Annotated in this window: 11 protein-coding genes and 1 tRNA gene; 7 read left to right on the top strand and 5 right to left on the bottom strand. The window is 60.0% G+C overall.

Features of this window, described 5'->3' with window-relative positions; genetic code table 11:
- The first annotated feature begins 60 nt into the window (after positions 1–60).
- Positions 61–1,851 carry an aspartate--tRNA ligase gene (gene aspS / locus ACX3P0_RS03550; RefSeq protein WP_459086862.1) on the top strand — a complete coding sequence of 597 codons (1,791 nt, stop codon included), beginning with the start codon at positions 61–63 and terminating at the stop codon, positions 1,849–1,851.
- A gap of 41 nt (positions 1,852–1,892) precedes the next feature.
- Here the strand turns inward: aspS and hspQ are convergent, their stop codons facing one another.
- Positions 1,893–2,216, bottom strand: a complete 324-nt coding sequence (hspQ, locus tag ACX3P0_RS03545) for a heat shock protein HspQ (protein WP_459081040.1) — start codon at positions 2,214–2,216, stop codon at positions 1,893–1,895.
- A 122-nt stretch (positions 2,217–2,338) separates the two neighbouring features.
- Between hspQ and ACX3P0_RS03540 the strand changes: the two genes are divergently transcribed.
- Positions 2,339–3,301 carry an AEC family transporter gene (locus ACX3P0_RS03540; protein ID WP_459086589.1) on the top strand — a complete coding sequence of 321 codons (963 nt, stop codon included), beginning with the start codon at positions 2,339–2,341 and terminating at the stop codon, positions 3,299–3,301.
- Here ACX3P0_RS03540 and ACX3P0_RS03535 read toward each other — a convergent pair.
- A complete protein-coding gene (locus ACX3P0_RS03535; RefSeq protein ID WP_459086588.1) occupies positions 3,290–4,489 on the bottom strand; it encodes a UbiH/UbiF family hydroxylase in 1,200 nt (399 codons plus the stop codon). The two genes, ACX3P0_RS03540 and ACX3P0_RS03535, sit on opposite strands and share 12 nt — an antisense overlap.
- Before the next feature lie 193 nt (positions 4,490–4,682).
- Between ACX3P0_RS03535 and pcsA the strand changes: the two genes are divergently transcribed.
- From pcsA to ACX3P0_RS03510, 5 genes are all read left to right on the top strand, one after another.
- Entirely contained in the window at positions 4,683–5,519 is an 837-nt protein-coding gene (gene pcsA, locus ACX3P0_RS03530) for a phosphatidylcholine synthase (protein ID WP_459086586.1), read from the top strand.
- Positions 5,520–5,675: 156 nt separating this feature from the next.
- Positions 5,676–7,253, top strand: coding sequence for an ABC transporter ATP-binding protein (locus tag ACX3P0_RS03525; RefSeq protein ID WP_459086584.1), 1,578 nt, complete (start codon positions 5,676–5,678; stop codon positions 7,251–7,253).
- Positions 7,250–8,347 (top strand): ABC transporter permease, encoded by a 1,098-nt coding sequence (locus ACX3P0_RS03520; RefSeq protein WP_459086582.1) that lies wholly within the window; start codon positions 7,250–7,252, stop codon positions 8,345–8,347. Before ACX3P0_RS03525 ends, ACX3P0_RS03520 begins: the two co-directional genes overlap by 4 nt.
- Entirely contained in the window at positions 8,347–9,321 is a 975-nt protein-coding gene (locus tag ACX3P0_RS03515; RefSeq protein ID WP_459080971.1) for an ABC transporter permease, read from the top strand. Before ACX3P0_RS03520 ends, ACX3P0_RS03515 begins: the two co-directional genes overlap by 1 nt.
- A 50-nt stretch (positions 9,322–9,371) precedes the next feature.
- On the top strand, positions 9,372–10,439 hold the full coding sequence (locus tag ACX3P0_RS03510) for a BMP family ABC transporter substrate-binding protein (RefSeq protein ID WP_459080970.1): 1,068 nt from the start codon (positions 9,372–9,374) through the stop codon (positions 10,437–10,439).
- Positions 10,440–10,740: 301 nt separating this feature from the next.
- On the opposite strand, the gene ACX3P0_RS03505 is transcribed toward ACX3P0_RS03510, so the two are convergent.
- The 3 genes from ACX3P0_RS03505 to ACX3P0_RS03495 all read right to left on the bottom strand — a co-directional run bounded on the left by ACX3P0_RS03505 (position 10,741) and on the right by ACX3P0_RS03495 (position 14,213).
- Positions 10,741–10,815 (bottom strand) — tRNA-Glu (locus ACX3P0_RS03505).
- 170 nt (positions 10,816–10,985) lie between these two features.
- Entirely contained in the window at positions 10,986–12,041 is a 1,056-nt protein-coding gene (locus ACX3P0_RS03500) for a YcbK family protein (protein WP_459086581.1), read from the bottom strand.
- A 336-nt stretch (positions 12,042–12,377) separates the two neighbouring features.
- Positions 12,378–14,213 (bottom strand): PHA/PHB synthase family protein, encoded by a 1,836-nt coding sequence (locus tag ACX3P0_RS03495; RefSeq protein ID WP_459086579.1) that lies wholly within the window; start codon positions 14,211–14,213, stop codon positions 12,378–12,380.
- Between the last annotated feature and the right edge of the window lie 98 nt (positions 14,214–14,311).

The following is a 14,311-nucleotide window of genomic DNA, read 5'->3' as shown; positions in this document are numbered from 1 at the left end:
TTTGGAACCACGCCGCAAGGCCATGGCTCGCACTTAACGCCCGGATTTTTCCCCATGACAATGCATCGCTACCGTAGTCACACCTGCGCTCAATTGAGAAAGGAAGATGTCGGCTCGTCCGTTCGCCTTTCAGGCTGGGTCCACCGGGTGCGCGATCATGGCGGCTTGCTGTTCATCGATCTGCGTGACCATTACGGCCTGACGCAGATCGTCGCCGATCCCGACTCGCCAGCGTTCAAGATCGCCGAGACGGTGCGCGGCGAATGGGTGATCCGTGTCGATGGCGAGGTTAAGGCGCGGCTTGCCGAAACTGCCAACGCCAACCTGCCGACCGGCCAGATCGAGATTTTCGCACGCGAGATCGAAGTGCTGTCCGCTTCGAAGGAATTGCCGCTGCCGGTATTCGGCGAACCGGATTATCCGGAAGATATCCGCCTAAAGTACCGATTTATCGATCTGCGCCGCGATACGCTGCACAAAAATATCGTCCAGCGCACCAAGATCATCTCCGAAATGCGCAAGCGCATGGAAAGCGCCGGCTTCACCGAATTCTCGACACCGATCCTGACGGCATCCTCGCCGGAAGGCGCGCGCGACTTCCTGGTGCCGTCGCGTATCCATCCGGGCACGTTCTACGCACTGCCGCAGGCCCCGCAGCAGTACAAGCAGTTGATCATGGTGTCGGGCTTCGACCGCTATTTCCAGATCGCGCCCTGCTTCCGCGACGAAGATCCGCGCGCCGACCGCCTGCCGGGTGAATTCTACCAGCTCGACCTCGAAATGAGCTTTGTCGAGCAGGACGACGTGCTAGGCACGATGGAACCGGTGATGCGCGGCGTGTTCGAGGCTTTCGCGGACGGCAAGCCGGTGACGCAGACCTTCCGCCGTATTCCTTACGACGTTGCCATGCGTAAATACGGCTCCGACAAGCCGGATTTGCGCAACCCCATCGAGATGGAAGCCGTTTCCGATCATTTTCGCGACTCGGGGTTCAAGGTGTTCGCAAACATCCTGGCGAATGACGCCAAGGCCGAAGTATGGGCCATTCCGGCCAAGACCGGCGGCAGCAGAGCCTTTTGCGACCGCATGAATTCTTGGGCGCAGGGCGAAGGCCAGCCGGGGCTCGGCTACATCTTCTGGCGCAAGGAAGGCGAGAAGATCGAAGGGGCCGGCCCGCTTGCCAAAAACATCGGCGAAGAGCGCACGGAAGCCATTCGTCAGCAGCTTGGACTGGCCGAAGGCGACGCTGCCTTCTTCGTTGCCGGCGATCCGAAAAAATTCGTGGCATTCGCGGGTGCCGCACGTACGCGCGCCGGCGAGGAGTTGAACCTCGTTGACCGTGAGCGTTTCGAACTGTGCTGGATCATCGATTTCCCGTTCTACGAATGGAACGAGGACGAGAAGCGCGTCGACTTTGCCCACAACCCGTTCTCGATGCCGCAGGGCGGTCTCGACGCGTTGAACGGGCAAGACCCGCTCAGCCTGAAGGCATTCCAGTACGACATGGTCTGCAACGGTTTCGAGATCGCGTCCGGCGGCATCCGCAACCATCTGCCGGAAACCATGGTCAAGGCGTTCGAAATTGTCGGACTGGATCGCCAGACGGTCGAGGATCGTTTTGGCGGCCTCTACCGCGCTTTCCAGTATGGCGCGCCGCCACATGGTGGCATGGCGGCGGGCGTGGACCGGGTGGTCATGCTGTTGCTGGGCGCAAAGAACCTGCGCGAGATCACCATGTTCCCGATGAACCAGCAAGCCTACGACCTGCTGATGAGCGCGCCGTCGGAAGCAACCCCGCAGCAGCTTCGCGATCTTTCGCTGCGTGTCGCTGTCACCAAGAAGGAAGCCTGATCTTTTTCAGCGCGCCGGCTATGCTGGCGCTGAAAGCTGGGTCAGTGCCGCAACTGGCCTCTTGGCGCATAACGGCCGTCCGGCGTCTTCTCGAACATTTCCCTGATCTGCGGATGGCGCACGGGTTCGCCCGTGTCGTCCTCCAGCAGGTTCTGTTCGGAAACATAGGCGACGTATTCCGTTTCCGAGTTCTCGGCCAGCAGGTGATAGAAAGGCTGATCCTTGCGCGGCCGAACATCGGCGGGGATCGCGTCGTACCATTCCTGCGTGTTCGCGAACTCCGGGTCGACGTCGAAAACCACGCCCCGAAACGCAAACAGCCGGTGGCGCACTACCTGCCCGATCGAAAATTTGGCCGTTTTCATCATACTTATCCTACTAACCAACTCTATTTGGCGCAGACATCGCGGCTTTTCAATCCTGTCCGGGCTTGACGCGGGTTCGAGCCTCGGGTTAGCCGCGATACCTCGCATTGACAGGAAACGCCATGTCGGAAGTCATCGGCCTCGTTCTTCCGTTCTTCGGCCTGATCTTCCTCGGCTTCATCGTGGCACGCATTACGCGCCAGCCGCTGGAAGCGCTCGGCTGGATGAATACCTTCGTCATCTATCTGGCGCTGCCTGCCTTGTTCTTCCAGTTGCTCGCCAAGACGCCGTTCGAACAATTGACGGAATGGCGCTTCATCGCCGGTTCGGTCCTTTCCACCTTTGCGATATTTATGATGATGTTTGCCGGCTCGCTGCTGGTTTCGCGAGGCGAAATAGCGGAATCGACCATCAAGGGGTTGGCCGCGGCCTATGGTAATATCGGCTATATGGGGCCGGGGCTTGCAATTCTGGCATTCGGGGACGCGGCAGCTGTGCCGGTTGCGCTGATCTTCTGCTTCGAAAACATCATGCACTTCACCATTTTGCCGATGATGATGGCACTGTCCGGCGACGACAAGAGCACGCCACTGCAACTGGTGGTCTCCGTTCTGAAAAAGATAGTGCTGCACCCCTTTATCATAGCCACCGCATTCGGCGTTGCAGCGGCATTCTTCGCCCTCAAGCCGCCTGTGGCGATCGAGCGCCTGCTCGTTTACCTTTCGAGCGCCGCAGCACCCTGTGCCCTGTTTGCCATGGGTGTGACGCTGGCGCTGAGGCCGCTGAAACGGGTGCCGCACGAAATGGCCCCGATTGCCATTTTGAAACTCGTCGTGCATCCGCTGCTTTGCTACGTCGTTTTGAGCGCAATCGGCGATTTTTCGCAAACCTGGCTGTTTTCGGCGGTGCTTCTGGCAGCGCTGCCGACGGCGACGAATGTCTTTGTGATGGCCCAGCAATATCAGGTCTGGGAGCAGCGTGCCTCCGCCAGCGTGCTTATCACGACGTGCTTGTCGGTCGTAACGGTAACAGGCCTGCTTTACGCCATCACGCACGGCATCTTGCCGCCGGACCTATTTCCGTAGCCTGCCGGTCACGGCGGCAAAGCCGCTTCCTGGCCGCAACCCTTCGCGCATGAAGAAAGCGCGAAGCGGCGTCAGGGCACCTAGAACGCCGAGGCCGGCGCTGCGGGCCAACTGGGCAGGCAGCATATCGGACAGCAGCGACCGGTTGAGCAGGTTGACCGCGCTGGAACGCGCCAGAATGTCGGGGCGACGCTTCCGGTCGTAGAAAGCAAGTGCCTTGGCTGCACCTGGGTCGGTACGATTTTGACAAGCAATCCCAATGAGATCGTCGATGTCTCTTATGCCAAGGTTCAGGCCCTGTGCGCCGATCGGGGGGAACACATGCGCGGCCTCGCCGACCAGAGCCACGCGGTTTTGTGCAAAGCTCCGGGGTGTGACCGCCGAAAGCGGGTAAATCTGCCGTCTAGGCTCTATCGTCACGCGACCGAGCATGGACTGCATTTTCTCTTCGACCCGAACCGAAAGGGTTGCATCGTCGAGCGCGGCGAGATCGCTGGCTGTCTCGGGCTCTACGACCCAGACAAGGCTGGAGCGGTTGCCGGGTAAGGGAACCTGGGTGAAAGGGCCGGTTTCGGTATGGAATTCGGTCGAGGTGAAAGCGTGCTCGCGGCCATGGCCGAAGTTGAGCACAAGCGCTGCCTGCGGATAGGCACGGATCGAGGTGCCGATGCCGGCGGCCTCGCGAGCCGGGGAAAGTCGCCCATCCGCCGCGACTGCCAGTTGAGCGGAAACCTCGCTGCCATCCGGCAGCACGGCGACGGCCTGCTCGGCTTCAAGACGCCATGAGGCAACGAGGGACTTTCGCCATTGGATTGCAGGATGGGCGGATACGGCGGCGGCCAGCGCGGGCACAAGAGCGCTGTTCGGCAAATTCAGCCCGAACAGTTCTTCACCAATCTCGCTGGCCCGGAAAGTGACAACGGGGCTGCGGATAAGCCTGCCGGTCGCATCGACAATCCGCATGATTTTCAGCGGTGCTGCCCGATCGACCAATTGATCGAGCACGCCGATAGAATCGAGTACGGAAATTGCAGGGTTCATCAGCGCGGTCGTGCGGCCATCGGCAACAGCCGCTTCCGGGCCGATCAGCGTGACGGAAAAGTCGGCGCGAGCCAGGCCAAGGGCGGCGATCAGGCCCGCCGGGCCGGTCCCTGCAACCAGAATTTGCGCTGTCTTGTGGCTGGCCAAGGTCGATCATCCGCATTGCGTTGCAGGTACGGTCTGGTCACCGAACCCCTATGCCTTTGCATATAGGGTGTTTGCCGAGGCTTGATCAACGTGGACGGGCGGTTAAATCTGGCGCAATGATCCGTGCCTAACCGGGTTTGCGAGAGCTATTCCCCTTGTCCGGGAACGGGGGCTGCTGTTTAGTCTTCCTGCTATGGGACGAACAGGCAAATTGGCGGTGACCGTGCGCAAGACAACACGCAGCAAGAAGATCGCCGACCGGATTCCTCGGCCCAAGAAGAAAGTGACATGGCCACAGGCGAAGGCCTTTTCGGTCCATCTTCTTACCGCGTCGGGTTCGTTTCTGGCTTTCCTGTCGCTGGTCGCGGCCAGCGAAGAGCGCTGGACGGCCATGTTCTGGTGGCTTGGCCTTGCACTGTTCGTCGACGGCATCGACGGGCCGATCGCGCGCAAGCTGGAGGTGAAGGAGATCCTGCCGACCTGGTCGGGCGAACTGCTCGACAACATCATCGACTATGTGACCTACGTGCTCATCCCGGCTTTCGCGCTCTACCAGTTCGGCTTGATGGGCGAAAAACTGTCGTTCCTGTCCGCCGCGATCATCGTCGTCTCGAGCGCGATCTACTATGCCGATACCGGCATGAAGACCAAGGAGAACTTCTTCAAGGGCTTCCCCGTGGTCTGGAACATGGTTGTGTTTACGCTCTTTGTCATCGGGCCGGGCGAATGGCCTTCCTTCGCCGTGGTGGTGATCGCCGGTCTCTTGACGTTCGTTCCGATCAACTTCCTGCACCCGGTCCGGGTCAAGCGGCTGCGGCCGGTCAACCTGACCATCACCCTGCTCTGGTGCGGGTTCGGTGTCCTGGCGCTGGCAGAATCGGCGCTGGCGCAATTTTACAGCCAGATCGGCGTGCTTGCAGAAAACGTCAGCCTTTTCACGAAGATAGGGATAGCCGCAACGGGCCTTTACCTATTCTGCATCGGCGGCGTCATGCAGTTTTTCCCGAACCTCGGCGCCAAAAAAACCTGAACGCGGCTTCACCGTGAAAACAGCGGCGGAACACTGTCCCTGACGCTTGAGTTTTCGCTGAAAATCTTGAAGCTCTTTCAACCCGTGCCCCACTTTGCCTAAATGCAAAGCCGCGCCTACGATGCTTCCGGGAACGCAGAACATGTCTGGTAACAGATGGGAGGCACTGTGAGTGCACAACATGACGCCGCCAACCTGCTTGAGGTTCGCGGGCTGACGAAGATATTCGGTACGCTTACCGCTTGCGACCATATCAATCTCGACATCGCCAAAGGTGAGATTCACGCGCTTCTCGGCGAGAACGGCGCCGGCAAGTCCACGCTTGTCAAAATGCTGTTCGGATCGCTCGAACCTCATTCCGGCGAGATATTCTGGAACGGCGAAGCGGTGCGGATCGCCAACCCCGGCGCTGCGAAAAAACTGGGCATCGGCATGGTGTTCCAGCATTTTTCGCTGTTCGAAGCGCTGACGGCTGCCGAGAACATCGCGCTATCACTGGATGACGGCTCGCCCATCGGCAGTATCGCGGCCAAGGCGAGGGCGCTTTCCTACAGCTATGGCCTGCCGCTCGACCCAGACTCGCTGGTTGGCGACCTCTCGGTTGGCGAGCGCCAGCGCATCGAGATCATCCGTTGCCTTTTGCAGACGCCGCAACTCATCATTCTCGATGAACCGACCTCGGTGCTGACGCCGCAGGAAGCGGACAAATTGTTCGAAACGCTCGAGCGTCTGCGGGCTGAGGGCAAGTCGATCCTCTACATTTCGCACCGGCTGGAAGAGGTGAAGCGCATATGCGACCGCGCCACCGTGCTACGCCACGGCAAGGTGGTCGGTCACTGTAATCCGCGTGAGGAAACGGCATCGTCCCTGGCGCGCATGATGGTCGGCAACGAGGTGCAGGCGATCGTGCGTGCGCCCGCCGAAGGGATTGAACAGGCGCAAACCCTGTTGGAAATCAAAAATCTCAGCCGCAAGCCGGCAACGCCTTTTTCCATTCCCTTGCGTAACATCAACCTGAGTGTCCGCGCAGGCGAGGTGATCGGCATCGCGGGCGTCGCCGGCAACGGCCAAGGCGAATTTTTCGAAACGATCTCTGGCGAGGTGCGGCAGCAGGATCGCGCTTCAGTGCGCATTCGGGGCAAGGACGCCGGCGACCTGAACATCACGGGCCGGCGCCTTCTGGGTGCGGCTTTCGTGCCGGAGGAACGGCTGGGGCATGGCACGGCCCCCAACATGAAGCTCTCCGATAACCTTCTCCTGTCGCGCCATGCCACAGACGCAAAGGCTTTCGTCGGCGCTGCCGGATTGATCAAGGCGGACGCGGTCTATGGATCGGCGCAGCGCATCATCAAGGAAATGGACGTGCGCAAGAGCGCGCCGGATCCTGAAGCGGCAGCCCTGTCCGGCGGCAATCTGCAAAAATTCATCGTCGGGCGCGAACTCGACCGCGCCCCCGCTGTCATGGTGGTGAACCAGCCGACATGGGGCGTTGATGCCGGTGCTGCCGCTCATATAAGGCAGGCGCTGATCGAACTGGCGCGAAAAGGATCGGCCGTACTGGTCATCAGCCAGGACCTCGATGAATTGTTCGAGATTTCCGATGCCATCGCCGTCATGCACGACGGCTCCCTGTCGAAGCCGATGCCGGTTGCCGAAGCGACCTTCGAGAAAATCGGGTTGCTGATGGGCGGTGCCGAACCTGGCCATTCCGAACACGCGCTGGAGACGGCATGATGCGCCTCGAACTCGTCAAACGCCCGCAGCGCTCGATGCTGTTTTCAATGCTGTCGCCATTCATCGCCTTTTTGCTGACGATGACAGTTGGCGCCATCCTGTTCGCATTTCTCGGCGTCAACCCCGTCAAGGGGCTGTACACCTACTTCATCTCGCCGGTAACGGAAGTCTGGCAGTTGCATGAACTGGCCATCAAGGCGGCTCCGCTGATCCTGATCGCGGTCGGCCTGTCCGTCTGCTACAAGGCCAATATCTGGAACATCGGCGCCGAAGGCCAGTTCATCCTTGGCGGCATTGTCGGATCGATCATCCCGGTGATGTACCCCGATTTCCAAGGCCCGCTGGTCCTGCCGCTGATGTTGCTGCTCGGTATGGTAGGCGGTGCCGCCTATGCCGCGATCCCGGCCTTCCTGAAAGCTCGCTTCAACACCAACGAAATCCTGACCAGCCTCATGCTGGTCTATGTCGCACAGCTTTTGCTTGACTGGATGGTGCGTGGGCCGTGGCGCGATCCGAAGGGCTTCAACTTCCCCCAGACCGTGCTGTTCAGCGATTCCGCGACCTTGCCGGAGATTTTCCCGGCCGCCGGCCGCGCCAATTGGGGCTTCGTCTTCGCTCTGGTGGCAGCCGTGCTGGTGTGGATCCTGATGAGCAAGACGCTCAAGGGCTTTGAAATTCGCGTGCTTGGGTCGAGCCCCAGGGCAGGGCGCTTCGCCGGCTTCGGCTTCAACAAGATGGTGTTTTTCGCCTTCATGCTCTCAGGCGCATTGGCAGGTCTGGCCGGAATTTCCGAAGTTTCCGGCGCGATCGGTCAGTTGCAGCCTTCGATTTCACCCGGATATGGCTTTGCCGCAATCATCGTGGCGTTCCTTGGCCGCCTTAATCCGCTCGGCATCGTGGCGGCTGGTCTGGTGCTGGGGCTGACCTATCTCGGCGGTGAAGCCGCACAGACCGCCTTGGGCGTTTCCGACAAGGTGGCGCGCGTATTCCAGGGCATGCTTTTGTTCTTTGTTCTGGGCTGCGACACACTCATCCATTATCGCATTCGGCTGGTTGGCCTGACGGCTTCACCAACCGTTGAGGAGGCACGCTGATGGACATCACCGTCAACATCTTGATGACCATTGTCACCGCAGCCACGCCGCTGTTGATCGCGGCAATCGGCGAACTGGTGGTCGAGCGCTCCGGCGTCCTCAATCTCGGCGTCGAGGGTATGATGATCATGGGGGCCGTCGGCGGCTTCGGTGCGGCCTACTACACCGGATCGCCCTGGATCGGCATGCTGGCCGCCATTGCCTTGGGTGCAGCATTCTCGCTGCTTTTTGCCGTGATGACACTGACGCTTGCAACCAATCAGGTGGCAACCGGCCTGTCGCTGACCATTCTTGGCCTCGGCCTCTCCGGCATGATGGGAACGGGCTTTGTCGGCCTGCCCGGAGAAAGGCTGCCCAATCTCGACATTCCTGGCCTGACCTCGATCCCCGTCATCGGCCGGCTGCTGTTCGGCCAGGACCCGATCTTCTACATCTCGATCGCGCTGACCGCAGCCGTCATGTGGTTCCTGTTTCGCACGCGCAGCGGCCTGACCTTGCGTTCCATCGGCGACAGCCACGGCTCCGCCCATGCGCTTGGTATCAAGGTTATCCGCTACCGCTATCTGGCCGTCATCTTTGGTGGCGCATGCGCCGGATTGGCTGGTGGCCATCTGTCGCTGGTGTACACGCCGCAATGGGTGGAAAACATGAGTTCGGGACGCGGCTGGATCGCTTTGGCGCTGGTGGTTTTCGCCTCCTGGCGGCCTTGGCGGGTTCTGGCCGGCGCCTATATTTTCGGCGCCATCTGGATCGGCCAATTGCATATCCAGGCAATCGACCTTGCCGACTTTGTCGGCGCGCCCTGGATCGCCTACAAGTTGATGGAAATCATAAAATCCTTCCCCCCGCAGCTTCTTTCTTCGCTGCCCTATCTGGCAACCGTGGTGGTTCTCGTTCTAATCTCGCGTAACAAGCGCCTGACGATGATGAACACGCCTGCTTCGCTAGGGCAGCCATTCGTCCCGGACCGCTGACGACGATAGACGAACCACAGGCGTAGAGATTAATACGGAGAGGTAACCTAATGAAAAAACTACTCGTTGCGTTGATGACGACCACCGCTGCCGTTTCAATGGCGGTGAGCGCACAAGCCCAGGAAAAGCTGAAAGCCTGCTGGGTCTATGTCGGCCCGATCGGCGACTTCGGCTATTCCTACCAGCACGATCAGGGGCGTCTCGAGGTGGAGAAGGAACTGGGTGACAAGGTCGAGACGGCCTATCTGGAAAACGTCGCGGAAGGTCCGGACGCCGAACGCGCCTTCGAGCGTCTGGCTCGCGAGGGTTGCAAGATCATCTTCGGCACCTCCTTCGGCTTCATGGACCCGGAAGTGAAGGTTGCCAAGAAGTTCCCCGACATCAAGTTCGAGCACGCCACCGGCTACAAGACCGCCGACAATCTCGGTATCTACAACGCCCGTTTCTATGAAGGCCGCTACGTGATGGGCCAGATCGCGGCCAAGGAATCGAAAACCGGTGTTGCCGGTTACATCGTGTCCTTCCCGATCCCCGAAGTGGTGATGGGCATCAATGCTTTCATGCTCGGTGCGCACTCCATCAATCCAGAATTCAAGGCGAAGATCGTGTGGGTGAACTCCTGGTTCGATCCGGGCAAGGAAGCCGATGCCGCCAAGGCGCTGTTCGACCAGGGTGCCGACATCATCACCCAGCACACCGATTCGACCGCAGCCCTTCAGGTCGCGGAAGAACGCGGCCTGCATGGCTTCGGCCAGTCGTCCGACATGATCAAGTTCGCGCCGAAAGCACAGCTTACCGCCAACACGGACAATTGGGGGCCGTACTACGTCTCGCGCGTCAAGGCTGTTCTGGATGGCACCTGGAAGTCGGATAATGTCTGGCTGGGCATCAAGGACGACGCCGTCCATCTTTCCCCGTTCACCAACATGTCCGACGAGACGAAGGCAATGGCGGTGGCGACCGAAAAGAAGATCGCCGACGGCTGGAACCCCTTCACCGGCCCGATTGCCAAGCAGGACGGCACGCCGTGGCTGAAGGACGGCGAAGTTGCCGACGATGCCACGCTGCTCGGCATGAATTTCTACGTCAAGGGCGTCGACGACAAGCTTCCGCAATAAGCGGCACGCCTGAGCACAAAGATGAAAAGGGCGCTCAACGGCGCCCTTTTTGTTGGGCGGAGATAATCGCTCTCAAGGTGGTGACTTGAGGTCAGGGGCGACCGCACGGGGATAATGCGACATGAGACCGATACAAGCCGCCTTCCACATAGAAGTGCGCTGCACGATTTGAACGGCTCTTCACACGGTGTGATCTAAACCGCTGTGTGATGCTCGCCATTGCAGCGAAACCGGTTACCGCTTGCGGGCGACACGCCTCAGCCGCGCTGATTGATCAGGTCTCGATGTGCTTGGAAAGAACTGGTACGCCCAAGGGGAATCGAACCCCTGTTACCGCCGTGAAAGGGCGGTGTCCTGACCGCTAGACGATGGGCGCGCTCAGTTGAGATCGGCTTATAGTGACGTGAATGCAAACGGGCAAGCCATCAGGCAAGCTTGAATGGATTTTTTTCTTCATCGCCGAGATGCCCGGCGAAATGACGGAACGATTTCGGCCAATTGCCTTCGGCCGTGTAGGCCGAATCCGACGAAACAGCATTACCCCGCCTAGTTGCGGCGACGGCAGCGCCAGTTCCAGTCGCGCTCCGGGCCGACATCCACATGCACCGATTTGGTGTGGCAATAGGTTCCGACGCCGCCGCGACCGGGCATGGCACGCGCATAATTGGCTAGTTCCCACTTGCTGACGCCCGGAATCTGGATATCCGCTGCCGCGCAATACATGTGCAGGGAGTTTCTGGCGCCATTGGCTCGGCGATTCCTGCTCGGATCGCGATAGCCCGAAGTAACGATCATCTTCTTGCCGTAGTGGCGTTCGATCGTTTTCAGGACGCGCACCAGCGATGGCTTGAGACACGCGACGTCGACGCCCTCCGTCTGCTTCAGAAGGCCATTCGGCGCCAGGCGCGCCAAGCCGGCTGCAGACGCCAGATGGTACAGGCCGGTGCCCTCGTCTTCATTGAGGTCAACGTCGCTTTCATCGTCGATGCCCGATTTGCGCTTTATCTCGAACAGCGCGGTTTGACGCACGCCGGGCAGGGCGCCGTTCATGGAAGCGTGAACGATTTCATTGGTGTTCACGATTGGCTCGTCGCCGGCATCGGCCGAGGCCAGCGTGATGACCGGCTTGACGGCTTCTCGAGCAGGGCTCGTTTCGACGATCGGTGCCGGCTTGGCATGCGCTTGCGAAGTACCAAACAGCGATGCGAAAAACCCTTTCTTCTTCGGCGCTGAAGTTTCCGGCTTGGGCATCTCGCTTGCTGTTGCATAGACCGGATCGTCCGTCGCCGCAGCAGGCTTTGACTCTTGCGGCACGGGTTGCGAGGCGGCAATGTCTGCGCTCGTCGTTGCGGCGGGGGCCTTGGCGTCGGCTTCCAACGCCTGCGGCGTGCTCCCCGCGATCTCCACCGCGCTCGCCGGTGCGACTACCGGGAACCCGGCGCTGGGGTTCGTGGTCGGCAGATAAGCGACCTGGGCGGGTAATTCGGCATCGCCCTCGGCAGTCATGAGCGTCTGCGGGCTAAGGGTCTGCGTTGCAGCCGAATCGGCCGTTACGCCCGACGGATCGACAGAACCGGCAACGCCTTCCGCGTATCCGGGCATGGTAAACGAAGCGGAGGGATCTCCGGCAGAAGTGCAGGACGCCAGGAAAGCGGAAAACAGCGCGGCCGCGAGGGCATAAGCGCCTTTCCTCGCAATGTGCGATCCACATGATTTCAAACCATAATTCCCCACTCGGTGCCGCTTTGCGGCGCGTGCTCAACTATTGAAGCGAAGTTCCCACGCAATTGAACGGCGAAGCTTGAGAGAGCTTCTGTGCCAAATTAGCAACCCCGGAAAATTATTGATGCCGGACGACCCGATTGGGGTATTTGCCAGTTGACGTGCCCATTTCGACAGCTTTTGGCCAGCCGTCAACTCACCGCACATTACAGTGTGTTACACGCGCACCCGGACATAGGTGCCGGGTGCGTCGCCCAGCGTCGGGACATTCTGGCCGGGCGCGCGCGCCGGAACACGCGTATTTTCTTTCTCTTCGATCCATTTTTGCCAGTGCGGCCACCACGAACCGGGGATTTCCGTGACTTTTGCGACCCATTCATCGAAATCGCCAACCGGCTTGCCGCCGACGAAATGCTGGTACTTGTTGGCCGCAGGCGGGTTGATGACCCCGGCAATGTGGCCTGAGCCAGCCATCACATATTCGACGTCTCCACCAAAATACTGGCACCCGAGAAAGACCGAACGCGCCGGCGCGATATGATCTTCTTTGGCAGCCAGATTGTAGATCGGAATGGTGACGTTCGAGAGTGAAACCATGTGCCCCGCCAACTCCATCCGATCCTGCGACAGGTTGTTTTCGAGATAGCAATTGCGCAGGTAGAAGGAGTGATTGGCCGCCGCCATACGCGTCGAATCCGCATTCCAGTAAAGCAGGTCGAAGGGCAGGGGCTCCTTGCCGCGCATGTAGTTGTTGACGACATAGGGCCAGATCAGGTCGCCGGAGCGCAGCATGTTGAACGCCGTGGCCATCTTGGTGCCGTCGAGATAGCCCTTCTCGTTCATCGAACGTTCGACCGCGGCCACCTGGTCCTCGTCGACGAACACCTTGAGGTCGCCCGCATAGGTGAAGTCGACTTGCGTGGTAAACAGGGTGGCGGAACGGATACGGTGATCGCCTTCCTCCGCCAGAAGCGCCAGCGCCGCCGCCAGCAGCGTGCCGCCGACGCAATAGCCGATGGCATTGACCTCCCGCTCACCCGTCGCTTTCTCCACAATATCGAGGCCGTACTGAAGCCCCTCGCGAATGTAGGCCTCCCAGTCCTTGGCGCCGTGGCGCTCGTCCGGGTTGATCCAGGAGACGACGAATACGGTGTGGCCCTGCTCGATCGCCCAGCGGATGAAGGATTTTTGCGGGTTGAGATCGAGAATATAGAATTTGTTGATCCAGGGCGGGCAGATCAGTAGCGGACGCTTGAGCACGGTTTCGGTGGAGGGCGTATACTGGATGATCTCGGCCACGTCGCTGCGGCCTACCACCTTGCCGGGTGTCATCGCCAGGTTCCGGCCGATTTCGAAGGTCGAATCGTCCGCCTGCCGCAGTTTTAAGTCGCCTTTGCCTGCGGCTATGTCCTCGGCCAGCATCTTCATACCGCGGACCAGGTTTGCGCCGTTCGACGCCACGGTCTCGCGAAACAGTTCGGGATTGGTGAGGATGAAATTCGACGGCGAGATGGCGTTGGTAAGTTGCTTGACGTAGAAGCCAGCCTTGTGGCGCGCATGTTCGTCGAGGCCGTCGGCATGCTCGACGAGATCTGCCGCCCAACGCGAGGTGACGAGATAAGCCTGCTTGAGAAAATCGAAGAACGCGTTGCGGCCCCATTCGGGGTCCTGGAATCGCTTGTCTCCCCGATCGGGCTGTATCTCCGCGCCTTGATCCTCTTCGCCGGAACTGGCGCGCTGGACTGCATTCGCCCAGACGTTCATGTAGCCGGCAAAAAGACGCGTTTGTGCTTCCAGGGCGCGTTGCGGGTCGGACAGCCAGTATTCGCTAAGCTTGGAAAAGGTCTTGATCATATCGACCGCAGGCTCGGCCCCCTGGTCGCGCACCTCTCCTTTTTCACGCGGTTCGGCCCAAGCGGCGGCGGCCTTTCCGGCCTGCTCGATCATACGCGCCATGTTCAGCGCAAAGCGCTCCGGGTCCTTGACCAGATACTGCTCGACGGGCGATGTCTCGGTTTCGGTCGTCTTGTGCGGCTCGTTTGCTTTGGCCATAGGCTTGAGCAGTTCCTCCCGAGGCATTTTGCTGACATATTATCACGAGACGAATGCCCCGGTCCAATGCGCTTTAGCTCGATCGCCAAGGAACGAAT

Source organism: Mesorhizobium sp. A556 (genome assembly GCF_054489545.1).
Note: the sequence above shows the minus strand (reverse complement) of the source record. Positions and strands in the feature narration are given on the sequence as shown.